Genomic DNA, 21,057 nt, shown 5'->3' with positions numbered 1-21,057 from the left:
AACATAATCTAAATATTAAATGCTTAGAAAAGGACAACAATTGTCTGTACGGCTTAAAGAGAGAGAAGCAACTGGTGAGAGCTTCTTAGTAACGGCATTCAATTTACCCCCTTGGAGCAGCGTCAGTGAAAGAGAACAGTAATTGTCGCCGGAAGCGGTCCGTTAACCGATCTTGAGCTTCGTCTATACAAGGATTTTCTTGTTTAGAAGGAAGAAGGGTGGAACCACGAGCACAAACCTCGTCCCTTTGCGGATGAGGTTTTTTTGTGTATTTAAAAACAAATAGACAAAAAATCTCCTAGCTTGTGGCCTAGAGCTCTTGAAAAAATAAAAAGGAGAGATAAAAATGATTAAATTAACATTCCCAGATGGCTCAGTAAAAGAGTTTGAAAAAGGCATTACTACAGATGAAGTCGCTTTATCTATCAGTCCAGGACTACGTAAAAAAGCAATTGCCGGCAAATTCAATGGTGCTTTAGTAGACACAAAAACACCACTTGAAAGTGATGGTACTATTGCTATCTTAACACCGAATGATGAAGAATCATTAGAAGTTATGCGTCATTCAACTGCACATTTACTTGCACAAGCTGTAAAACGTTTATTCGATGGCGTGAAGCTTGGTGTTGGACCAGTCATTGAAGGTGGCTTCTACTATGATATCGATTCACCTGAACCAATCACTTCAGACGATTTCCCGCGCATTGAAAAAGAAATGAAAAAAATCATTTCAGAGAATCTTGAAATCGTTCGTCACGACGTATCACGTGCAGAAGCGCAAAAACGCTTTGCAGATGATGAATACAAAGTGGAACTTCTTGAAGCTATTCCTGAAGATGAACAAGTATCAATCTACGAACAAGGCGAATTCTTCGACCTTTGCCGTGGTGTCCATGTACCTTCAACAGGAAAAATTAAAGAATTCAAGCTGCTTTCTATCGCTGGTGCTTATTGGAGAGGAAACTCCGACAACAAAATGCTTCAACGTATTTACGGTACTGCCTTCTTTAACAAGGAAGATTTAAAAGCACACCTACAAATGCTAGAAGAAGCAAAGGAACGTGACCACCGTAGAATTGGGAAAGAGCTTGAATTATTCACTAATAACAAATTAGTCGGCATGGGCCTTCCATTATGGCTGCCAAATGGTGCGACAATCCGTCGTACAATCGAACGCTATATCGTTGATAAAGAAGTCTCTCTTGGCTACAAACATGTTTACACACCAGTTCTTGGCTCAAAAGACTTGTATGTAACTTCGGGCCACTGGGATCATTACCAAGAAGATATGTTCCCGCCAATGGAGATGGATAACGAAACTCTAGTGCTTCGTCCAATGAACTGTCCGCACCATATGATGGTGTACAAATCATCTATGCATTCTTATCGCGACCTTCCGCTACGTATTGCAGAGCTTGGCACTATGCATCGTTACGAAATGAGTGGCGCTGTATCTGGCCTTCAACGTGTCCGCGGCATGACTCTAAACGATGCACACTTATTCGTTCGTCCAGATCAAATCAAAGAAGAATTCAAAAAAGTAGTGGAACTTATCTTAGCTGTATATAAAGATTTCAACTTGGATGACTACGAATTCCGTCTGTCTTATAGAGACCCACAAGATACTGAAAAGTACTTTGATGATGATGAAATGTGGAATAAAGCGCAAAGCATGTTGAAAGAAGCAATGGATGAATTAGAATTGGATTACTATGAAGCTGAAGGGGAAGCGGCATTCTATGGCCCTAAACTAGATGTTCAAGTAAAAACTGCTATCGGCAAACAAGAAACATTGTCCACTGTACAGCTTGACTTCTTATTGCCAGAACGCTTCGACCTGAACTATGTAGGAGAAGACGGTAAACAACATCGTCCTGTTGTTATTCACCGCGGTGTCGTATCAACAATGGAACGCTTTGTTGCATTCTTGATTGAAGAATATAAAGGTGCATTCCCAACATGGTTAGCACCAGTGCAAGTTCAAGTAATCCCTGTTTCCAACGATGTGCACTTCGATTATGCGAAGAGCGTACAAGAAAAACTTCAAGCAAAAGGCTTGCGTGTGGAAATGGATTACCGAGACGAAAAACTGGGTTACAAAATCCGTGAATCACAAATGAAAAAGATTCCGTACATGCTTGTACTAGGCGACAAAGAAATGGCTGATGGCAGCGTCAATGTCCGCAAGTATGGCTCTAAGGATTCTGAAACAGTTCCATTTGATGAATTCCTAAACAAAATTTTAGAAGACGTACAACATTTGGGCTAGATGTATCAAAAGCGGCTTTTCGTTTATTAGACGAAAAGCCGCTTTTTGATTTTAAATAAATTTAGATAATTATTCTTAAGTAGTTTATTTTTATTTAAAAGTAAGTTACTATTTTTTTAGGCTATTTTATTAAAATTTTACTTTTAGAATTCAATCTCAAGAAGGTATCTTGCTGCTCTTCTTATGTCATCTATAAAGTATGGAGAATATTTATAGTTGATGGCAAAAGGAGGGATATAAAGTGCACATATTAATTGGTATTTTATTAGAATTGATAGTAGCAGTAAGTTTAATTTGGCTAATCAATTTGTTAATAAAAGATTATAAAGAGAGTAAATCGAGTTTACCTAAAACCATTATTTCGATAATACTTGAGGTTACTTTAGGGGTTCCTGGTTTTTATGTTATATTTGTGATCGCTTGTTTTCTATTTGGAATTATTCTTTTGTTTTATTATTAAACTCTAAGATTTATATGTGAATTTTAAATTATTCATTATGAGACAAATAAATTTAGGAATTTAGGGGACAACAAAGGTTAAAAGGGGACTTATATATTGAATTACTTTAAACTTTTTATCTTTATTTTTATATTTATATTTTCTGCTTTTTATTTGCAAGCTATTTGGGATATGCAAAAGGATTTAAGTATTAGTACGATCATTTTATCAATCGTATGTATTTATTACTCTATAGTAATGGCATCTAGATTAATGGAAACAACAAAAATTTTCGTATTACCTATCTTCGTAATCATTAGTCACTTTATTACAAATGGGATTTTAAAGATGGATCATCTTATTAAATAATATATAAAAAACGTAAAATTCAAAGGACTACTAACAAAAATCCTTTGAATTTTTTATTTAAGATAATCTTTTAAATTTCCTTCATCCCATTCGCTAAGTAATATTTCCGTACTAAAACCAAACAGATCAGGTTTCCTCGCTAAAGGTTTTAATACCTCTTTTGCTTTTTCCTCATTTACTGATAGAAAGTGAATAGCAGACTTGAACTTTACATAATCATTTGGATGATCAAGTAACTTCTCTAACTCATTAGTGTCTATTCTTTTTAGTTCTTTAAAGTTTTTGAAACATATATCATATAATCTATTTGTTTTCCTAGGTTTTTCAACAACTTCAAATGCAGAATTTCCATAATCAATAGCAGATTTAATACACTTTTCTATCAAGAGATTTATATTCATAGAACACTCCATTGATTAGGAATAAATTTTACTTTTAATATTAAATATAATACCGGTTGAATTCAAGTTTATCTATAGAGGTTATTAAACTTTTAGCAAAAAGGAGAGATAAGGAATGATTTATCAGAGAAGAGATTTGGATTTGTTAGAGGACCGGTATGAAAATGAATTTGTACTTTCTGTCCTAACAAATGAAGAACCAAGAGAACTAAATCATATGTTAGAAGCAAAACCAGAAACCATTTTTAAAGATTATTGGGAGAAACAATATAGTTTTGTAATTTTATTTTCTAATTTCATGTTAGCAAAATTAGGCCTAGAATATCTACTTCTTAAAAAGAACAACTCATTTTCTTTAATAAGTATCTCAAGAAAAAATAACTTTAATAAAATCCTAAGCATTCTTAGGGAATATGAATATGTGAATGGATTTTGTTTTTTCATGATTAAATCATTAGACGGTTTAAATTTTGAGTTACCAATAGATAGTCAGGAAAGAGTAAAAGTAACTCAGTTATCAAATAATGAAATTGTTATTTTTCAGTTTGATGTAGAAGAAGTAATTTTAATTAAGTATTAAATTCTTTGAGGTCCTAAAGTTAGAGAATTACTTATTCAGATGAAACATAACTATAGAGAGCTATAATAATAAACAAAAGAAAAGAAGCAAAGTAAGATATATAGTATGTAAAGGTGAGTTAAAGCTCTTAATTCCAACTATATCTAAGTCAACGCTTCTGTTAAATGCTAGTAGAAAATTATTAAGCTAGATGTCATTATAGGTATAAAGTATACTGGATTTAAAAATATACAGAGACAATTTTATGTGAAAAATATGTGAATAATGTGCCTTTGTATCCTCTTTTATCAAAAATGATTTTGCAACTTTATTATTAGTTTGTTAAAATGTTCTAGGGAAAAGGTAAAAACACCATATTTTCTTAAATATTTATATTAAAAGGGGAAAAGTAAGACTATGTCAGTATCCACTTATAAAATCACAAAAAATATTTCAGCTAAAAAAGTAGAAGTAACTGTGGGAGAACAAATGTCAATCCCAGAAGCACAACGTTTTGCTACCGAATTTCAACAAACAGTTGCTTCTGTTGATGCAAGTAATTTTGAGCTGGATGTAGATTGCACAGGCATGAAAGTCCTGAATCAAGAAATGGCTGAATCATTAGAAGGCGCTATGGGACTCTATCTTCAAGCAGGATTCAAAAAAGTTATCTTTGTAGTGCAAAATAACACAATATTAAAAATGCAATTATCACGTATTGCCCGTAAAGCGGGATTAACAAATGCTGATGTTATCAACAAATAAATAAAAACTGAAAAGGTTATAGTAATTTACTATAGCCTTTTTGAACATCAAAGGAGAATTTTGCAGCATGAATAATATTAAAATTAAAGATGTGGCTATTTTTCATCCTCAAAACAGTGTAGATAATGATTATTATACAGAGCATTTTGATAAACAAGGAAAAGATGTTCGGGGTCTTTTAAAAGCAATGGGAAGAGAACGTCGATATATAATCGATGATCCAAATGAAACGCCCTTAACAATGGGAATTAAAGCGGTGAATGCTGTTTTAGAAAAAACAAAGCTTACTGCAAAAGATTTGGATATGATTATTTTTACCTCACAAACGCCAGAAACTACTTTACCTTCAAATGCTATTCGATTATTTGATGCTATTAAACCGAAAGCAGAAACAATTGTATACGATTTGAATGCGAATTGTGCAGGTATGACGGTAGCACTAGAACAAGTCAGTCATTATATGAAGTCTAATACGTCGTTACAGTATGCATTAATTGTCGGAGCGGATTATTGGTCCTTAATTAGTGACCCTGAAGATCCACTATGTTATACATGCTTCGCCGATGGTGCTGCGGCTATGATTATAGAAAGAACAACAGAAGATGTTGGTTTTATTGATTCTACATATCATGTAAATACAGTTTTTGCTGAGAAAATGATGTATCCAGCAGAAGGATTAACAAAGGGGATTAGGGAAACAGGTGACTTAAAGTATGCTAGAACCATTCCTTTTGATGGTGGCATAGTTTTAGATGCGACCTATGGCATGCTTGAGACCCTATTTAAAAGGAATAACGTAAATCCTAGTGAAGTAAAATACTGTTTTTCACAATTTGCATTAAGTAACATTAAGAAAATTAAAGAGCATTTTAGCTTAACTGATGAACAAGTGGTATACGTAGGGGATGAGTTTGGCTATACAGGTACAAGTAGTCCCTTTATAGCTTTACACGAAGGAGTAAAGTCTGGCCAAATAAAGCGAAATGATTATGTGATTTTCTGGACAATTGGTGCAGGGTTTGAACTCGTGGCAACACTTATAAAATATTAAACGTGTATATCTTACATTTATGTTAAGAATTTAAACGACAAAAGTAGACCTTAAGCTCTTATAGAGTTTAAGGTCTTTTATAGTATTATTAATAATAATGTGTATGTATGTAAATAAGAGTAAAATAGATTTAGATATTTCGAAAACGCCAATTTGTAGTATTTAAAAATATATTAAAGAGGTGATGTATGAAAATTTTAGAAAATATTATAATTCCTTTGTTTCTTAGTATTTTGCTAGTATACGATTTCTTTCCTAGTTTGCAAAACATCTTCTATATACCAAGATCACTTTTAATTGCCTTGATGTTAATTGCTATAGTTTTATTCGCTATTATAAATTATACCAACAAAAATAAAGAGAAGACCTCTGTGAAATTTAAGGTATTCATTACTGTTTATTTACTAGCGCTTACAGCTTTATTAACTGCACTAGGAGGCCATTCTTTATCAGGGATTTCTATAAAAAACCCTCTTATTTGGTTGATAGCAATTGTTACAGTTCTAGAAGGCTTTAAAACTAAAAAACAGCAAAATAATATTTTGGATTAGTTAATACAATAAGACACTGGAGTACTTCATCTTATCTTCCATTAACATGGAACTAATTATTTCTTATTTATTGTCAAGGCAATAAAAAACTAGAGTGATACAAATTATTAGGAGAAAAACATGAATACAATTGATTTTGAAAATATTGAAGTACTTTTTCATATGACATATGAAAAGAAATTATTTAAAAATTTATATGAACATACAATAGAATCTTACAAAAACAGTGAGAATTTTACTTCTTTAATAGAGGGAGAGAAATGTAAAAGTTTGAGGCGCTTTTATAAAGAATTTGCGAAAAAACTTGAATTCCCCCCTTACTTCAACAATAATTGGGATTCTCTTGATGAATGTCTTAATGATTTAGAATGGCTAAATAGCAAACAATACGTGTTGTTTTTCCAAGATTTCCACTTACTATTAAGTAAAAATGATAAAATACAAAAAAGAATTTTTATGGGTTTATTAGGTTCATCGGTTAAAGAGTGGAGAGAAGGAAGGAATTATGATTCGTTTCCTACTTTACCTAGTCCTTTCCATATTGTTATTCATGGGAATGATGCTGTATTGAATGAACTAAAATCCAATAAGGGAATAAATGGAATTCATTTATTCTAATTACAAATATAAAAGAGGTTAAGTATGGGGTATAAAAAAACTGTTTATCTTGCATTTTTCTTTTCAGAAATAAAATGTCATAGTAAAGCCATTTCAACTCTGAAAAACGGTTTGGATACATTGACTGATAAAAGAGAGAGATCAAGCGTTATGATTAATATAGGGATGGAGTTAACAAAAATTAAGAAGTATAAAGAGGCAGTTAAATACTTTCATAAAGGATTATCAATGGTAGAAAATGAAGTTTTAGAATACCATCCAACCTTTATATATATCCTTAAAGTTATCCATGATTATGAAGAAAATGGACTTTATCAAAAATGGTACTATAATTTTATTAATCGTGTATCCTATGATAAAAAATTTAAACGAATTATAAAAAAATGTGATGAACCAGTACCTAGATAAACTAATTCTAAATTAACTTGGTATCATTAGAAGACAATATAAAACGGCTTTCGTGTATTCGAACGAAAGCCGCTTTCTTATTTCTTCACAAGTGAATAAAAATGTTCCCAACCTTCTAATATACCTGCAGCAAATTCATGTTCTGCAAAGTGAATGTTTGGATAACCGCGTAGTTTTTCGAGTTCAGGCTGATGGTTAGCAACGACGACAGCTGGAAATCCTTGAGTTAGCATATCTTCGTCATTTCCTGAATCACCTGCTGCAAGTACTCTTGCTGTTTCGGATGCATATTGTTCTATTACATATTGCAGAGCAGAGCCTTTATTAGCCCCTTCTGGCAATATATCAAAGTCTTTCCCTGAACTATATATGCAATGGCAAGGGATCTCTGCATTTTTTAGTTGAAGTTTAGCTGCTTCTACTATATTTTCATCTTGAATGGTGTAGGATAGGCGATTTTCATTAGGTACAGGATGTTTTGCAATTGAAGGAAGGAAGGTCATGATGAATTTGATATGTTCCGGCTCCCAGTGTGCCTGTGTTTTCTGTTTCCAGCCAATATCTTGTTGGAAATCAGGCCCTGTGTAGATGGTAGCCCCGGCATCGCAAACCAAAATATCCGGCAGGGGAATCTCATGTGCTTCTAACAATTGTAGCGTAGATTGTTTGTGCCTACCTGTAATAAAAATAGTAGAGAATGTTCCTTCTATTATACGAAGCAGTGTACGAAGAGCTTCTTCGTCACCAACTAATGTATTATCTAAATCAGTTGCAATAATGTTATTTTTGAATGCATTCATGTTGTAACTCCTTATAGATAGTGCTGATTTGGCCAGCAATTTCGCACCAGTCAAATTGCTTTTCAGCATTTGTTTTAGCATTATACCCAAGCACTTTATTTAAAGCTTCATTGTTTAAGAGGATATTCATCGCCTCAGCGAATTTTTCAGCATCGCCTCTCGCTACATGAAGACCAGTGCGTCTAGGGAGAACGACATCTTGCAATCCGCCAACTTTAGAAGCAATAACTGGGCAACCGCATGCTTGTGCTTCAGCTGCCACCATGCCGAATGATTCGTAGAATGATGGAACAATAGTTGCAATGGCATTGCGATAATAATCGGCAAGTTCTTTTTCTGTTTTTGGCCCTAAGAATAGGATACGATCTTCAAATCCTTTAATTGCCTCGCGTAAATCTTTGTTTTTAGGATCGTTTGTCATGTGATCGATGGCATTTTTACTCCCACCTATGACAAATAATTTAATGTCATCTGGCACTTGATGGTTCTGTAATAATAATTTGAAGGCTTCAAGTAAGACATAAATGCCCTTTGGTTTTTCCAAACGGCCGACATATAAGTAGTATGGATCCTGATGAAGATTAAGCGGGGTCTCAATATACCTTGCAGAAACGCCAATGGAAACCACTTTGATAGGAGCAGGGGATGGAACTGTGCTCTCAATCAACTCTTTTTCATTTTGAGTGGTAGCAATAATTTCATCAGCTTCTGTAAGCACCTTGTTCTCCATTTGAAGACGAATTTGACTTGCTTCGCCAATACCATTTTTCTTAGCTATGCCGAGTGAATGATTAGTGTGCACCCATGGTATGTTAAATTCGTTCTTGAGCATGCTGCCTAAAATACCTGACATCCAGTAATGCGTGTGTACGAGTGAGTATTCTTCTATATGAATAAGCTGGAGCATCTCTTTATAAAAAGCAGGCAGTAAGTCAAAGATCTTTTCTTTTTCAATGGCTCCTATATGACCTGCAGCAATGCGTATTACGCGATTATTCTTTCCGAAGTGTTCTATTTGAGGCGACTGTGCATTTGACCAATGTGTAATCACATCTACTTCATAATCTTTTTCTTCTAAAGCCAGCGCCAGTTGTTTTACATAGTTGTTTTGCCCGCCTGCTTGTTTACTACCAAGTGGAACAAGCGGATCACCATGTTCTGAAATAAATAATATTTTTTGTTTCAACATTTTTCTCTCCCCCACTAAAGTAATTAATAAAATTTCTGAAAACCTAGCATATGTTGTTCTATAGCCTTTTAGACTGGAATTGAAACATTGCGAAGTAAGATAGCGAGAGTTTGTGTCGAGTAAAAGAAGATTTGTATTATTAATTGACAGTGTTTTGCGAGCATGTTATTATAGTTAAGGTTATGAATACAAGTTTGTGGTTGAAGTAGAGGCTGCCCGCTTCTCACCTGTTCGATTTTTGATGTTGACAGGTACTATGATAGAACGGATCACGCATTTTCGCGTGTACATATATCTCGCGGGCGGACATTTCGACTAATGTCCGCCTTTTTTTGTGGACATCGAAAGTACCGTACCGATCATCGGGCAACTAGCCCAAACCATGTATTCGCGACACTACTTGGAGGTGGATTGTTATTAGCAAAGACATGTATGTAAACGAAGGCATTCGCGCACGTGAACTTCGTGTAATCGACCATAATGGTGATCAGCTTGGAGTAAAAACACGCAATGAAGCCTTGACAATTGCAGAACGTGCAAATTTGGATCTTGTCCTTGTGGCTCCTCAAGCCAAGCCACCAGTAGCTCGTATCATGGATTATGGTAAATTCAAATTCGAGCAACAAAAGAAAGATCGCGAAGTACGCAAAAACCAAAAAGTCATCGTGATGAAAGAAGTAAGATTAAGTCCTACAATCGATGAACACGATTTCCAAACAAAATTGCGTAACGGAATTAAGTTCCTTGAAAAAGGGGACAAAGTAAAAGCTTCTATCCGCTTTAAAGGCCGTGCAATTACGCACAAAGAAATTGGCCAAAAAGTATTAGATCGCTTTGCAGAAGCTTGTGCCGACGTTGCAACGGTTGAACAAAAACCGAAAATGGAAGGCAGAAGTATGTTCTTAGTGCTTCAACCTAAGAACGAGAAAAAATAAGTTTTAGTCGAACAGTTTAGGAGGAATTCGAAATGCCAAAAATGAAAACTCACCGTGGCGCAGCTAAACGTTTCAAAAAAACGGGTACTGGTAAATTAAAATATGACCGTGCTTACGGCAGCCACTTATTCGCAAACAAATCTACAAAAGCTAAACGTCACCTACGTAAAGCTAACATCGTGTCACCTGGTGACTACAAACGCATTAAATCTTTACTTACAAACATTAAATAATAATATAATATATTCAGTAATGAATAGCAGGAGGTAATTTGTATGCCACGCGTAAAAGGCGGTACTGTAACACGCGCTCGTCGTAAAAAAGTTTTAAAATTAGCTAAAGGTTACTTTGGCTCTAAACATACATTATATAAAGTTGCTAACCAAGCAGTAATGAAATCTGGTCAATATGCTTATCGTGACCGTCGTCAAAAGAAACGTGATTTCCGTAAACTATGGATCACACGTATCAATGCTGCTGCTCGCATCAACGGTCTTTCTTACAGCCGTTTAATGCACGGTTTAAAAGTAGCTGAAATCGAAGTTAACCGCAAAATGTTAGCTGATCTTGCTGTAAACGATGCAGCTGCATTCGCTCAATTAGCAGACGCTGCTAAAAAAGCTGTTGCGAAATAATTATAAAAAAAGCCTATGATTAACTTCATAGGTTTTTTTGTGCTTTTTTTAATAATAAAAAACCTTCGTTCTTGAATAAACGAAAGGTTTTTTTATTATATATTGAGCTAATCATTAAACAATATAGCAGCAATTTCCTCTTTTGAATGAAGAAAATCGGATAATGTATATTCATCCAAGACAGACATATATGCATGGAGGGCTTTATTTAGCGCGCCCTTTAAGCTGCATACAGGTGAAATGATACACCCAACGGATTCCGGGTTGAAGCAATCGACTAAATAGAGATCTTCTTCTGTTTCCCGAATCACTTTGCCTAGTACAATTTCTTCTGGTTTTAATGCAAGACGAATACCGCCACCGCGGCCTCTTATTGTTTCTATATATCCAAGTTTGCCCAGCTCATGTGTCACTTTCATTAAGTGATTTTTCGATATGCCATAGGCTTCTGATATTTCTTTGATTGTGGCTAATTTTTCTGCATCCATCGCACCGAGGTAGAGGAGGACACGTAAAGAGTAATCAGTATACAAAGTTAATCGCATGAGGATCACCACCATTTCTATATATCCATTATACCATGTTAGACTGAATTCATCTTTTTTAAAAGATATATTTGAAATATGTCTTTTTTGTTAAAGATGTATTTATAATATTGCTTTAAGAATTAGATAGGTGTATCTTTGAGTTGTTAAAAGAAAAGGAGTGTTTGATATGTTATCACAACAAACTATGGATATTGTAAAATCAACTGCACCAGTATTAGAAGTACACGGAAATAATATTACAAAAACCTTCTATAAAAATATGTTCGCAGCACATCCTGAATTATTAAATATTTTCAACCATGCAAACCAAGCAAAAGGACGTCAACAAGCAGCACTAGCAAACACAGTGTATGCAGCTGCTGTACACATTGAAAATCTTGGTGCTATTATGCCGGTTGTTAAACAAATTGCACATAAACACAGAAGTTTAGGTATTAAACCAGAACATTATCCAATTGTTGGCGAACATTTACTAGGTGCAATTAAAGAAGTGTTAGGTGATGCAGCAACAGATGATATCATTAATGCGTGGGCAGAGGCATACGGCGTCATCGCAGATGCATTTATCTCTGTAGAAGAAGAAATGTACCAAGAAGCTGAAAAACAACAAGGTGGTTGGAGATTCTTTAAAGAATTCGAAATCGCTGATAAAGTAGTAGAGAATGAAGAAATTACATCATTCTACCTAAAACCAATAGATGGTAAAGTATTGCCAGAATATCAACCAGGTCAATATATCACAGTCCAAGTAACAATTCCTGGTGATGAATTTACTCACAATCGTCAATATAGCTTATCTAGAGCTGCAAATAACGAAGCATTCCGTATCTCAGTAAAACGTGAAGACATTAATGACCCAGAAGGTAAAGTGTCTCTATACTTACACAACCAAGCTAAAGTAGGAGACCGCATTCAAGTAAGCGCACCAGCTGGCGACTTCCAATTAGATTTAGCTTCTAAAGCGCCAGTAACATTTATCGCAGGCGGCGTGGGTATTACACCGCTAATGGCAATGTTCGACACATTAGCAGCACTTGACGCAAACAGAACAACAACATTGATTCATAGCGCTCGTACTTCTAAGTTGCATGTATTTGATAACGAGATCCAAGAAAATATTGCGAAAATGTCAAATGCAAGTTATATCGCATTAAATACAGATGAAGTAGGCTATATCACAAAAGAATTCTTACAAAAAAATGTGAGTCTTGAAAATGATGTATATGTGTGTGGTCCAGCTGTATTTATGGAAGCTATTATCAACCAGTTGTATGCATTAGGCTTCAAGGAATCACAAATTCACTTTGAATTCTTCGGACCTGCACAACAATTGAACGTTGCTGTTAAGGCATAATTAAATGCTATTCAATCAAGGGCTGATGCTTCGGTCCTTGATTTTTTAGTTTGAACAGTAAAGCTACTAACTGTTAAACAAACAAGTATTCCCCTGTTGGGTTTGATGATATAATGGAAGAAGATCATTTAAGGTCTGAAAATTAGCTTTATTAAGGAGAGTTAAGATGGATAAACAAGGTCAAGAAATGTTTTTGCGCTTTATTTTACAACGAGTTCAAGAGGGTAAAGAAGAGGAAGCAAGAGAAATTCTTTTAGAAAATATCAAAAAGCAAGATGAGGGAACGTTTTCACAAGAAGATATTCAAGAATTCATACCGAAAATGATTGCTCTATTAAAACCTGAAAAACTAGAAGAAGTTAAAGCTGCGGTAAAACAATTTTCAGGGAGCTTTGGCAAAAAATAAACTATAGCTATCTTAATAACGCCATGTAAAAGGCAAGATTTCGTTCTACGATATCTCGCTTTTTTATATTAAGAAATCATTCCTAATTTAAAATGAACGAAATATCGAACGATAGCATCATACATATGTAACACAACAACTACTAGATGAGATGTCCTATAATTGCAAAGTACTATTGTAAAAAAATATTGTAAACAAACATCCAGGTTAAATTTATCTAAAAAAAATACTATTACTAGTTCAAATTGTATTCTTATTTTACAAGATAAGCATAATTTTTATATTTAAATGAGACGTAATTGTAAGTTTTGTAACAATATTGATAAAAATATTACCTGTTAATTCTACTAAAATTTTGCTATCCTTAGTAAGGTCAATATTTAGTAATATTACTAATACTAGGAGGAATAGGAATGAGGAGTCTTAAAAATATAGTTATGCTAATGGCAGTAGCTATATTTTGTTTAGTAGGTACAAATGTCGCATTAGCTAAAGAACCTGTCATCGCAGATATATCGAAATGGCAAGGAAATATTAATTGGAGTCAAGCAAGTAAGGATTTGGATTTTGTCATTATCCGTACTCAAGACGGTAGTTTAGAAGATTCATATCATAAGAGCTATGAAAAGTCAGCACAAGAACACGGAATACCATTCGGCGTATATGGTTATGCGCGTTACACAAATAAAGCGCAAGCTGAAGAAGAAGCCGTTAATTTTTATACAAGAGCTAGCAAGCAAACAAAATTCTATGTAGTTGATGTAGAAGCTACTGATAGTGGTTTCACAAGAAGCGATATTGTCGCAAATACAACAGCTTTCATAAACAAACTAAAAGCTATTAGCAATAAACCTGTAGGTCTTTATACAGGTGACGCTTACTATAAACAATATGGATTGCAAAACGTAAAAAACAGAGATTTTCTATGGATTGCACGCTACGGTAACAATGATGATGTAGCTGAGAATTGGGAAAAGCCAACAGTGGAAGATTATGATCTTTGGCAGTATACTAGCCAAGGGAATGTTTTAGGTATTGCTGGAAATGTAGATTTGAATAAGCTAAAAGATGGTAAGACGCTAGAAACTTTCTTCAAACCTGATATCACTTTAGCAGGAACTTCAAGCTATTATCGTACAAACCCTAAAAAAATTGTAGTGAAAAAAAGCTCTGCAACCCTTTATAACAGTGTGAACTTTTCTTCATCTACAAAAGTTAAAACAGTAAAAGCAAACACAATTCTATCTACTAAAGCTGTAAAATATACGAAGGGTGGAACACCTCGCCTTCAAACAACAGATGGCAAGTATATTACTGCAAATCGAAAATATGTGTCAAAAGTAGTTTCAAATATTAGTGATTTTTATACAACTCCACCGGCAAAAATTGTTGTTTCTAAAGCTAGTGGCGCTAGTACTTATAGTACCACAAACTTTACTTCTTTAAACAAGTTGAGAACATTACCTAAAAATTCATTGCTTGATATTACAGGTGTTGAATATACAGCAGGCGGCACACCAAGATTAAGAACAGCTAATGATACGTATATTACAGCGAACAAACAGTATGTTAAAAAGGTTATATCTTCAATTGACAATTACTATACAGAAGCACCAGAAAAAGTAGTTATCCAAAAAGATAATGTAACAAACTATAATAGCACGACATTTAACAGTGACACAAAAACAGGTAGCTATGATAAAGGTGATGTTGTAAACATTACAGATGTTGAATATACAGCAGGCGGCACACCTAGATTAAAAACTAGCAAAGGCACATATATCACTGCAAATAAAGCATATGTGATAAAAACAATCTCAACAGTTGACAATTATTTCACTAAAGCACCTGAGAAAGTGATTGTAACAAAAGCCTCTGCAAGTTTATACAACAGTACAGTTTTCTCATCAGCTACAACTGTTAAAACTATCAAAAAAGGCACGGTCCTTGATATTGCCGGAATCGCATTTGATAAAAATGGTACACCACGATTGAAAACTACTTCAGGCCAATACTTAACAGCCAATAAATCGTATGTACAGGAAACAAAATAATTGATTCCAAAACACGCCATTCAGCAAAAGATTGAATGGCGTTTTTATTTTTATAAATATCACATAAGGAGAACTCTATTTTGAAATCTACCTATTATATAATCTATTTTATTATTATCTCATTCATTGGTTTTGTCACAATGGGGGTGGATAAAAGAAAGGCAATTTATAAACGATGGCGTATCCCTGAAAAAAGGTTATGGTTTATTGCCTTGATAGGTGGTGCTGTTGGAACATGGCTAGGCATGATGGTGTTTCATCACAAATCTAGAAGAATTCATTTTGTTATCGGTTTTACAGTGTTAGCAATTATCGATATTAGTATAATGTTATTTCTTTTCAATTGATTTCTTTTTCGATACGATGGAGAAGAAATATTTATAAAAGGCAGGTTAAAAAAGATGGATTATTCATTAACATTAAAAATACAACGCATACATAAAGATGCCAAAATACCATATCGCGCTAATCCGGGGGACGCAGGTTTAGATTTATTTGCTGTGGAAGATACCGTGATCAAAGCGGGTGAATCTGCGTTAATCCCAACTGGTATTATCATTGAATTGCCTATGGGGACAGAAGCACAAATCCGCCCTAGAAGCGGCTTAGCATTAAAGCATTCCGTAACGGTGCTAAATAGCCCTGGTACAATCGATGAAGGATATAGAGGGGAAATCAAAATTATATTAATTAATCATGGACAAGAAGATTTCTTGGTAGAAAAACATATGCGAATCGCTCAAATGGTAATTGCACCAGTATTAGCCGTGAACCTTGAAGAGGTAAACGAAGTTTCTCAGTCAGATCGTTCCCAAAAAGGATTTGGTTCTTCAGGTAAGTTTTAATTTTATTTTGAAAATTACCATTGTTAGCATTATAATGAATAAGTATTGATACTTAGGGGGGCGAAATAGTGGTTGTATTAGATGAAACTTTAACGATGTTTAAAGAATTAACAGATGCACGCGGTATTGCGGGTAACGAAAAAGAAGCACGCGATGTTATGACAAAGTACTTGAAGCCATATGCAGATAAAGTGGAGAATGACAATCTTGGCAGCGTGATTGGAGAAAAAGTCGGTAATCCAGATGGACCGAAAATTATGCTTGCAGGGCATTTAGATGAAATCGGCTTTATGATAACGCAAATTGATGACAAGGGATTTTTGAAATTCCAAACGGTTGGCGGCTGGTGGTCGCAAGTAATGCTTGCTCAGCGTGTCCAAATCGTAACGCGTAAAGGTGAAACAATTGTGGGTGTTATCGGTTCAAAACCTCCGCATATCTTGCCGGCATCAGCACGTAAGCAACCTTATGAAATTAAAGATATGTTTATTGATATTGGAGCAACTTCTAAGGAAGAAGCGGAATCATGGGGAGTACGTCCAGGTGATATGGTAACGCCATACTTTGAATTTACTGTCATGAAAAATGAAAAGCACTTACTTGCAAAAGCATGGGATAACCGCATTGGTTGTGCGATTGCCATTGAGGTATTAAAAGGATTAAAAGATGAACAACATCCAAACATCGTCTACAGCTGTGGCGTAGTGCAAGAAGAAGTAGGACTACGTGGTGCAAAAACAGCTACACATAAAATTAACCCGGATATCGGTTTTGCAGTTGATGTTGGCATTGCAGGAGATACACCAGGAGTAACGCCAAAAGAATCAAACAGCAAAATGGGTGACGGACCACAAATCATTATTTATGATGCATCTATGGTTGCTCATAGAGGTTTAAGAGACTTGGTTGTAGATACAGCGGAAGAAAATAATATTCCTTATCAATATGAAGCAATTCCTGGTGGAGGTACAGATGCAGGTTCTATACATTTAACAGCAAATGGTGTGCCTGCTTTATCTATTGGAATTGCTACACGCTATATCCACTCGCATGCAGGAATCTTACACCGTGATGATTTTGACAACACAGTAAAATTAATCATAGAAGTCATCAAAAAGCTAGATCGTGAGACTGTGAATAACATTATTTTTGAATAGTAATTCTGAAAAGGGAAGTCAAAACTTATTGGCTTCCCTTTTTTGTATGTTTAAAATATTATAAAAATACACTTAAATTTATAATTATACATATATACAATAGACAATAACCAAATAGTTGGAAGGGGATGTACAGATGAAATTGCTGGATAAGAGTCAATTGAGAACAGACACGTCGTTGAAAGGTAAAGATTTATTGGAGTTAGGGGAGTGCACAAGTTTAGAAGTAAGCCAGCTTATAGAGCTGGCCATTAAGCTGAAAAAGATAACAAAAGAAGGCGCTTGTCCTCCGTTATTAGAAGGCAAAACGCTAGGGATGATTTTCGAAAAAAGCTCGACGCGTACCCGTGTTTCCTTTGAAGTAGCAATGAATCAGCTTGGCGGAAAAAGTATGTATATGAATGCAAACGATCTTCAACTAGGTCGTGGTGAGTCGATTTTAGATACTGGTCATGTTCTCTCAGGATATTTAGAAGGCATCATGATTCGGGCAAATTCTCATGAGAAAGTAGTTGAACTTGCAAAACATGCATCCATTCCTGTTATTAATGGACTTACAGACCTAGCTCATCCTTGCCAAGCATTAGCTGATTTGGAGACAATTTATGAAGTGAAAGGGACATTCAAAGGACTTAAACTTGCCTACATAGGCGATGGCAATAATGTTGTCCACTCATTAATGAATGCCTGCGCACATGTTGGGATGGATTTAGCTATTGCTACACCAAAAGGATATGAACCTAACCAAGATATCATGAACGAGGCCAAAAACATTGCATCAGCAAATGATAGTACCATTCTGCATACGTTTGATCCGGTTGAAGCGGCATCAAATGCTGATATCATCTATACCGATGTTTGGACTTCGATGGGGCAAGAAGATGAATGCGAAAAACGCCTGCAAGATTTTAAGGAATTCCAAATAAATGATGCACTTGTCGCACATGCTAAATCCGATTATATATTTATGCATTGTTTGCCTGCACATCGCGAAGAAGAAGTGACTTCGTCTATTATTGATAGCAGCCATTCTGTTATCTACCAGCAAGCAGAAAATCGTCTTCATGCTCAAAAAGCACTGCTTGTCTCTATATTAGCCGATTAAGCAATAATAGAAAATCTTTCTCGTATGATAGAAAAAGTAGCAGCTTCTTATGGAAGAAGTGCTACTTTTTGGTTTAAGCGAAAGCTCTTGAAAGTTCGTTCATGAAAGAATCTTGTTCTTTTTTATCAGCTTGCTGCCACCATGTTTCAAAGAATACGCCAAGACCTGGAAGTAAATGTTCTTCACCGCGTTTAATCGCATCTTCCACAATATTTTTTAATTCGTCTGGGCTGTTTCCTGTCACATTATGCTTAATGGCATCGCGTATTTGAAAATTCATTCGGCATCCCTCCTGACAATATTTTTGCCATTTACTCGATTGTTATACATACTTTTGTTAAACTGAAAGAGAGTAATGATTACGAAGTATTAACAGAGGTAAAGGCGGAAAGAATGATGAAAAGAATAGAATCTCCCCAAAATTCACTTGTGAAGTATTGGAAGAAGCTAACGACAACACGTAAAGAGCGTGATCGTTCAGGTGAATTTATAATAGAAGGTTTCCATTTGATTGAAGAAGCTTTGAAAAGTAAAGTAGATATATTAAACCTAATCATCCGAGAAGATGTTGAAATTCCTTCCCATTGGAATCTGGATCAGCTTTTTATTGTGGAAGTAACTCCGCAGGTAGCAGCAGAATTTTCGGAAACGGAACATTCCCAAGGTATCTTCGCTCATCTGAAAAAACCGAGTACGCAAGATTCAGAAAAAGCTAGCTGTACCAAATTGTTGCTAATTGATGCCGTGCAAGATCCAGGCAATGTGGGCACTATGATCCGTACTGCGGACGCTGCTGGCATTGATGCTGTAATTTTAGGCAAGGGTACAGCAGATCCTTATAATCCAAAGACTGTCCGCTCTACACAAGGCTCCATTTTTCATATCCCTGTTATCACTGGTGATTTAACAGAATGGATTGATACCTCGAAAGAGAAAGGAATTCCGGTTTATGGAACTGCTTTACAAAATGCTGTTTTATATCATGAGGTAAAAAAAGAAGGCAAATTTGCTTTAATTATGGGCAATGAAGGTGCAGGCATACATGAAGATTTGTTGGCTAAAACAGATAAAAATGTCATAATCCCTATACTGGGTCAAGCTGAATCTTTAAATGTAGCTGTTGCGACGGGTATCGTCCTGTATTATTTCGCTACCTAAACGAATGGAAAATCCATAAATATGTGTGTGATTGTTCGCATAAAAAGAATTTCTTGATGTCATGTAGATGATTGATTATAATGAATTTGTATAAGGATTATAAAAAATGCAAAGATCGGGAAGAGTACATTTTACAAGCATTTTAGGGAGTGCATGCCTGTGACTGGAAGCATGTGCAATGCAAGTTAAATGGAAGTTCACCCCGTTAGCAGCCGCCAGGACCAGCAATATGCTGTAAAGGTGAGCCGGTGAATAACCGTTAAATCAATGAAGTGGTTGCATGGTGTCCCAACTGGCACATCTGCAATAACTAGGGTGGTATCGCGAAGTATTCCTCGTCCCTTTTTAGGGGCGGGGTTTTTTTATTTTTGGAAGGAGGAATTAATTTGGCAATGCTAGAACAATTAACTCAGCTAAAAGAAGAAGTATTAAGCAAGGTTTCGGCTGCTGAGGACATGAAACAATTAAATGAAGTGCGTGTAGCATTTCTAGGGAAAAAAGGTCCCATCACAGAGTTATCAAAAGGGATGGGGAAACTTCCTGCAGATGAACGTCCAAAAATGGGCGCTTTAGTCAATGAGGTGCATGCAGAAGTGCAGCAAGCGCTAGATGCTCGTAAAGTAGAACTAGAAGAAGTGGCAATCAATGAGCAGTTAGCGAAGGAAGCAATTGATATTACATTGCCAGGACGCCCAGTTAAAGTGGGTGGAGCTCATCCTTTAACACGTGTGATTGAAGAAATTGAAGATCTATTTATCTCTATGGGATATGAAGTGGCAGAAGGGCCAGAAGTAGAGAAAGACTACTATAACTTTGAAGCGCTCAACTTGCCAAAAGGACATCCAGCTAGAGATATGCAAGATACTTTCTATATATCTGAAGAAATCCTTCTTCGGACACATACATCACCTGTGCAAGCTCGTACAATGGAAGCGAAAAAAGGTGAATCGATTAAAATCATTTGTCCAGGGAAGGTTTTCCGACGCGATAATGATGATGCAACACATTCACACCAGTTTACTCAGATCGAAGGCCTAGTGGTTGGCGAAAATATACGGATGAGCGATTTAAAAGGTACATTAGATCTTTTCGCGAAGAAAATGTTTGGTGACGACCGTGAGATTCGTTTGCGTCCAAGTTTCTTCCCGTTCACAGAGCCGTCAGTTGAGATGGATATCTCTTGCTTCAAATGCGGAGGAGAAGGCTGTAATGTCTGCAAACATACGGGCTGGATTGAAATCCTTGGAGCAGGTATGGTCCATCCTAATGTATTAACTATGGCAGGTTATGATCCGAAAAAAGTATCTGGATTTGCTTTTGGTATGGGACCGGAGCGTATTGCCATGCTGAAATACGGTGTAGATGATATACGCCATTTCTATACAAATGATGTACGCTTTTTATCACAATTCCATCGCGTGGAAGAGTAAGGAGGAAGACG

Annotated in this window: 25 protein-coding genes and 2 other annotated features; of the genes, 20 read left to right on the top strand and 5 right to left on the bottom strand. The window is 35.5% G+C overall.

Annotated features, from left to right (window positions below; all coding sequences use genetic code 11):
• The first annotated feature begins 15 nt into the window (after positions 1–15).
• Positions 16–250, top strand: a binding site (T-box leader).
• Positions 251–346: 96 nt separating this feature from the next.
• Both thrS and AC6CHJ_RS10125 read left to right on the top strand, forming a co-directional pair.
• Positions 347–2,269: a threonine--tRNA ligase gene (gene thrS, locus AC6CHJ_RS10130; RefSeq protein WP_249774573.1), complete on the top strand. Its 1,923-nt coding sequence runs from the start codon at positions 347–349 to the stop codon at positions 2,267–2,269.
• Between the two features lie 241 nt (positions 2,270–2,510).
• Entirely contained in the window at positions 2,511–2,729 is a 219-nt protein-coding gene (locus AC6CHJ_RS10125; protein WP_392992779.1) for a hypothetical protein, read from the top strand.
• Between the two features lie 401 nt (positions 2,730–3,130).
• On the opposite strand, the gene AC6CHJ_RS10120 is transcribed toward AC6CHJ_RS10125, so the two are convergent.
• Complete coding sequence (locus AC6CHJ_RS10120; protein WP_249774572.1) at positions 3,131–3,478, bottom strand: DUF2019 domain-containing protein; 348 nt, start codon at positions 3,476–3,478, stop codon at positions 3,131–3,133.
• 115 nt (positions 3,479–3,593) lie between these two features.
• Between AC6CHJ_RS10120 and AC6CHJ_RS10115 the strand changes: the two genes are divergently transcribed.
• The 6 genes from AC6CHJ_RS10115 to AC6CHJ_RS10090 all read left to right on the top strand — a co-directional run bounded on the left by AC6CHJ_RS10115 (position 3,594) and on the right by AC6CHJ_RS10090 (position 7,430).
• The gene (locus tag AC6CHJ_RS10115) at positions 3,594–4,058 is read left to right on the top strand and encodes a hypothetical protein (RefSeq protein ID WP_392992782.1); all 465 of its coding nucleotides are present in this window, start codon (positions 3,594–3,596) and stop codon (positions 4,056–4,058) included.
• A gap of 396 nt (positions 4,059–4,454) precedes the next feature.
• On the top strand, positions 4,455–4,802 hold the full coding sequence (locus AC6CHJ_RS10110) for a hypothetical protein (RefSeq protein ID WP_147195951.1): 348 nt from the start codon (positions 4,455–4,457) through the stop codon (positions 4,800–4,802).
• Between the two features lie 67 nt (positions 4,803–4,869).
• The gene (locus tag AC6CHJ_RS10105) at positions 4,870–5,853 is read left to right on the top strand and encodes a 3-oxoacyl-[acyl-carrier-protein] synthase III C-terminal domain-containing protein (RefSeq protein ID WP_498288325.1); all 984 of its coding nucleotides are present in this window, start codon (positions 4,870–4,872) and stop codon (positions 5,851–5,853) included.
• A 188-nt stretch (positions 5,854–6,041) separates the two neighbouring features.
• A complete protein-coding gene (locus AC6CHJ_RS10100; RefSeq protein WP_249774569.1) occupies positions 6,042–6,404 on the top strand; it encodes a hypothetical protein in 363 nt (120 codons plus the stop codon).
• A gap of 120 nt (positions 6,405–6,524) precedes the next feature.
• Positions 6,525–7,022 (top strand): barstar family protein, encoded by a 498-nt coding sequence (locus AC6CHJ_RS10095; protein ID WP_249774568.1) that lies wholly within the window; start codon positions 6,525–6,527, stop codon positions 7,020–7,022.
• 24 nt (positions 7,023–7,046) lie between these two features.
• Positions 7,047–7,430: a hypothetical protein gene (locus AC6CHJ_RS10090; protein ID WP_249774567.1), complete on the top strand. Its 384-nt coding sequence runs from the start codon at positions 7,047–7,049 to the stop codon at positions 7,428–7,430.
• A gap of 77 nt (positions 7,431–7,507) precedes the next feature.
• On the opposite strand, the gene AC6CHJ_RS10085 is transcribed toward AC6CHJ_RS10090, so the two are convergent.
• Together AC6CHJ_RS10085 and AC6CHJ_RS10080 are read right to left on the bottom strand one after the other, a co-directional pair.
• Positions 7,508–8,230, bottom strand: coding sequence for an HAD-IIB family hydrolase (locus AC6CHJ_RS10085; protein WP_498288323.1), 723 nt, complete (start codon positions 8,228–8,230; stop codon positions 7,508–7,510).
• A complete protein-coding gene (locus AC6CHJ_RS10080; protein WP_498288321.1) occupies positions 8,211–9,419 on the bottom strand; it encodes a glycosyltransferase in 1,209 nt (402 codons plus the stop codon). Before AC6CHJ_RS10080 ends, AC6CHJ_RS10085 begins: the two co-directional genes overlap by 20 nt.
• A gap of 428 nt (positions 9,420–9,847) precedes the next feature.
• Between AC6CHJ_RS10080 and infC the strand changes: the two genes are divergently transcribed.
• From infC to rplT, 3 genes are read left to right on the top strand one after another with little or no spacing between them, the layout of a single operon-like run.
• On the top strand, positions 9,848–10,354 hold the full coding sequence (gene infC, locus AC6CHJ_RS10075) for a translation initiation factor IF-3 (RefSeq protein ID WP_066788772.1): 507 nt from the start codon (positions 9,848–9,850) through the stop codon (positions 10,352–10,354).
• A gap of 32 nt (positions 10,355–10,386) precedes the next feature.
• Positions 10,387–10,587 carry a 50S ribosomal protein L35 gene (gene rpmI / locus AC6CHJ_RS10070; protein ID WP_066788770.1) on the top strand — a complete coding sequence of 67 codons (201 nt, stop codon included), beginning with the start codon at positions 10,387–10,389 and terminating at the stop codon, positions 10,585–10,587.
• A gap of 42 nt (positions 10,588–10,629) precedes the next feature.
• The gene (rplT, locus tag AC6CHJ_RS10065) at positions 10,630–10,989 is read left to right on the top strand and encodes a 50S ribosomal protein L20 (RefSeq protein WP_066788767.1); all 360 of its coding nucleotides are present in this window, start codon (positions 10,630–10,632) and stop codon (positions 10,987–10,989) included.
• A 107-nt stretch (positions 10,990–11,096) separates the two neighbouring features.
• On the opposite strand, the gene AC6CHJ_RS10060 is transcribed toward rplT, so the two are convergent.
• Positions 11,097–11,534 carry an RrF2 family transcriptional regulator gene (locus AC6CHJ_RS10060; protein ID WP_498288319.1) on the bottom strand — a complete coding sequence of 146 codons (438 nt, stop codon included), beginning with the start codon at positions 11,532–11,534 and terminating at the stop codon, positions 11,097–11,099.
• Positions 11,535–11,703: 169 nt separating this feature from the next.
• Between AC6CHJ_RS10060 and hmpA the strand changes: the two genes are divergently transcribed.
• The 7 genes from hmpA to argF all read left to right on the top strand — a co-directional run bounded on the left by hmpA (position 11,704) and on the right by argF (position 18,458).
• A complete protein-coding gene (gene hmpA / locus AC6CHJ_RS10055) occupies positions 11,704–12,891 on the top strand; it encodes an NO-inducible flavohemoprotein (RefSeq protein ID WP_498288318.1) in 1,188 nt (395 codons plus the stop codon).
• Between the two features lie 166 nt (positions 12,892–13,057).
• Positions 13,058–13,297, top strand: a complete 240-nt coding sequence (locus tag AC6CHJ_RS10050) for a hypothetical protein (RefSeq protein WP_498288317.1) — start codon at positions 13,058–13,060, stop codon at positions 13,295–13,297.
• Positions 13,298–13,710: 413 nt separating this feature from the next.
• On the top strand, positions 13,711–15,351 hold the full coding sequence (locus AC6CHJ_RS10045) for a DUF5776 domain-containing protein (RefSeq protein ID WP_498288315.1): 1,641 nt from the start codon (positions 13,711–13,713) through the stop codon (positions 15,349–15,351).
• Between the two features lie 80 nt (positions 15,352–15,431).
• Positions 15,432–15,698, top strand: coding sequence for a DUF1294 domain-containing protein (locus AC6CHJ_RS10040; RefSeq protein ID WP_244946679.1), 267 nt, complete (start codon positions 15,432–15,434; stop codon positions 15,696–15,698).
• Between the two features lie 54 nt (positions 15,699–15,752).
• Positions 15,753–16,196, top strand: coding sequence for a dUTP diphosphatase (dut, locus tag AC6CHJ_RS10035; RefSeq protein WP_147195929.1), 444 nt, complete (start codon positions 15,753–15,755; stop codon positions 16,194–16,196).
• Between the two features lie 68 nt (positions 16,197–16,264).
• Complete coding sequence (locus AC6CHJ_RS10030) at positions 16,265–17,353, top strand: M42 family metallopeptidase (RefSeq protein WP_498288313.1); 1,089 nt, start codon at positions 16,265–16,267, stop codon at positions 17,351–17,353.
• 136 nt (positions 17,354–17,489) lie between these two features.
• Positions 17,490–18,458: an ornithine carbamoyltransferase gene (gene argF / locus AC6CHJ_RS10025; protein WP_498288311.1), complete on the top strand. Its 969-nt coding sequence runs from the start codon at positions 17,490–17,492 to the stop codon at positions 18,456–18,458.
• A 73-nt stretch (positions 18,459–18,531) separates the two neighbouring features.
• Here the strand turns inward: argF and sspI are convergent, their stop codons facing one another.
• Positions 18,532–18,738 carry a small acid-soluble spore protein SspI gene (gene sspI, locus AC6CHJ_RS10020; RefSeq protein ID WP_066788746.1) on the bottom strand — a complete coding sequence of 69 codons (207 nt, stop codon included), beginning with the start codon at positions 18,736–18,738 and terminating at the stop codon, positions 18,532–18,534.
• Between the two features lie 116 nt (positions 18,739–18,854).
• Between sspI and AC6CHJ_RS10015 the strand changes: the two genes are divergently transcribed.
• Both AC6CHJ_RS10015 and pheS read left to right on the top strand, forming a co-directional pair.
• Positions 18,855–19,616 carry a TrmH family RNA methyltransferase gene (locus tag AC6CHJ_RS10015; RefSeq protein WP_498288310.1) on the top strand — a complete coding sequence of 254 codons (762 nt, stop codon included), beginning with the start codon at positions 18,855–18,857 and terminating at the stop codon, positions 19,614–19,616.
• A gap of 102 nt (positions 19,617–19,718) precedes the next feature.
• Positions 19,719–19,962 (top strand) — a binding site (T-box leader).
• Positions 19,963–20,008: 46 nt separating this feature from the next.
• Complete coding sequence (gene pheS, locus AC6CHJ_RS10010) at positions 20,009–21,046, top strand: phenylalanine--tRNA ligase subunit alpha (RefSeq protein ID WP_498288546.1); 1,038 nt, start codon at positions 20,009–20,011, stop codon at positions 21,044–21,046.
• Positions 21,047–21,057 lie beyond the last annotated feature (11 nt).

It is taken from the genome of Rummeliibacillus sp. GQ308, assembly GCF_059759115.1.
Note: the sequence above shows the minus strand (reverse complement) of the source record. Positions and strands in the feature narration are given on the sequence as shown.

What these genes read in the sequence shown, in the direction of transcription:
- thrS (WP_249774573.1), top strand. Translation starts at nt 347, where the DNA reads ATGATTAAATTAACATTCCCAGATGGCTCAGTAAAAGAGTTTGAAAAA.
- AC6CHJ_RS10120 (WP_249774572.1), bottom strand. Translation starts at nt 3,478, where the DNA reads ATGAATATAAATCTCTTGATAGAAAAGTGTATTAAATCTGCTATTGAT.
- AC6CHJ_RS10115 (WP_392992782.1), top strand. Translation starts at nt 3,594, where the DNA reads ATGATTTATCAGAGAAGAGATTTGGATTTGTTAGAGGACCGGTATGAA.
- AC6CHJ_RS10110 (WP_147195951.1), top strand. Translation starts at nt 4,455, where the DNA reads ATGTCAGTATCCACTTATAAAATCACAAAAAATATTTCAGCTAAAAAA.
- AC6CHJ_RS10105 (WP_498288325.1), top strand. Translation starts at nt 4,870, where the DNA reads ATGAATAATATTAAAATTAAAGATGTGGCTATTTTTCATCCTCAAAAC.
- AC6CHJ_RS10100 (WP_249774569.1), top strand. Translation starts at nt 6,042, where the DNA reads ATGAAAATTTTAGAAAATATTATAATTCCTTTGTTTCTTAGTATTTTG.
- AC6CHJ_RS10095 (WP_249774568.1), top strand. Translation starts at nt 6,525, where the DNA reads ATGAATACAATTGATTTTGAAAATATTGAAGTACTTTTTCATATGACA.
- AC6CHJ_RS10090 (WP_249774567.1), top strand. Translation starts at nt 7,047, where the DNA reads ATGGGGTATAAAAAAACTGTTTATCTTGCATTTTTCTTTTCAGAAATA.
- AC6CHJ_RS10085 (WP_498288323.1), bottom strand. Translation starts at nt 8,230, where the DNA reads ATGAATGCATTCAAAAATAACATTATTGCAACTGATTTAGATAATACA.
- AC6CHJ_RS10080 (WP_498288321.1), bottom strand. Translation starts at nt 9,419, where the DNA reads ATGTTGAAACAAAAAATATTATTTATTTCAGAACATGGTGATCCGCTT.
- infC (WP_066788772.1), top strand. Translation starts at nt 9,848, where the DNA reads ATGTATGTAAACGAAGGCATTCGCGCACGTGAACTTCGTGTAATCGAC.
- rpmI (WP_066788770.1), top strand. Translation starts at nt 10,387, where the DNA reads ATGCCAAAAATGAAAACTCACCGTGGCGCAGCTAAACGTTTCAAAAAA.
- rplT (WP_066788767.1), top strand. Translation starts at nt 10,630, where the DNA reads ATGCCACGCGTAAAAGGCGGTACTGTAACACGCGCTCGTCGTAAAAAA.
- AC6CHJ_RS10060 (WP_498288319.1), bottom strand. Translation starts at nt 11,534, where the DNA reads ATGCGATTAACTTTGTATACTGATTACTCTTTACGTGTCCTCCTCTAC.
- hmpA (WP_498288318.1), top strand. Translation starts at nt 11,704, where the DNA reads ATGTTATCACAACAAACTATGGATATTGTAAAATCAACTGCACCAGTA.
- AC6CHJ_RS10050 (WP_498288317.1), top strand. Translation starts at nt 13,058, where the DNA reads ATGGATAAACAAGGTCAAGAAATGTTTTTGCGCTTTATTTTACAACGA.
- AC6CHJ_RS10045 (WP_498288315.1), top strand. Translation starts at nt 13,711, where the DNA reads ATGAGGAGTCTTAAAAATATAGTTATGCTAATGGCAGTAGCTATATTT.
- dut (WP_147195929.1), top strand. Translation starts at nt 15,753, where the DNA reads ATGGATTATTCATTAACATTAAAAATACAACGCATACATAAAGATGCC.
- argF (WP_498288311.1), top strand. Translation starts at nt 17,490, where the DNA reads ATGAAATTGCTGGATAAGAGTCAATTGAGAACAGACACGTCGTTGAAA.
- sspI (WP_066788746.1), bottom strand. Translation starts at nt 18,738, where the DNA reads ATGAATTTTCAAATACGCGATGCCATTAAGCATAATGTGACAGGAAAC.
- AC6CHJ_RS10015 (WP_498288310.1), top strand. Translation starts at nt 18,855, where the DNA reads ATGAAAAGAATAGAATCTCCCCAAAATTCACTTGTGAAGTATTGGAAG.
- pheS (WP_498288546.1), top strand. Translation starts at nt 20,009, where the DNA reads ATGCTAGAACAATTAACTCAGCTAAAAGAAGAAGTATTAAGCAAGGTT.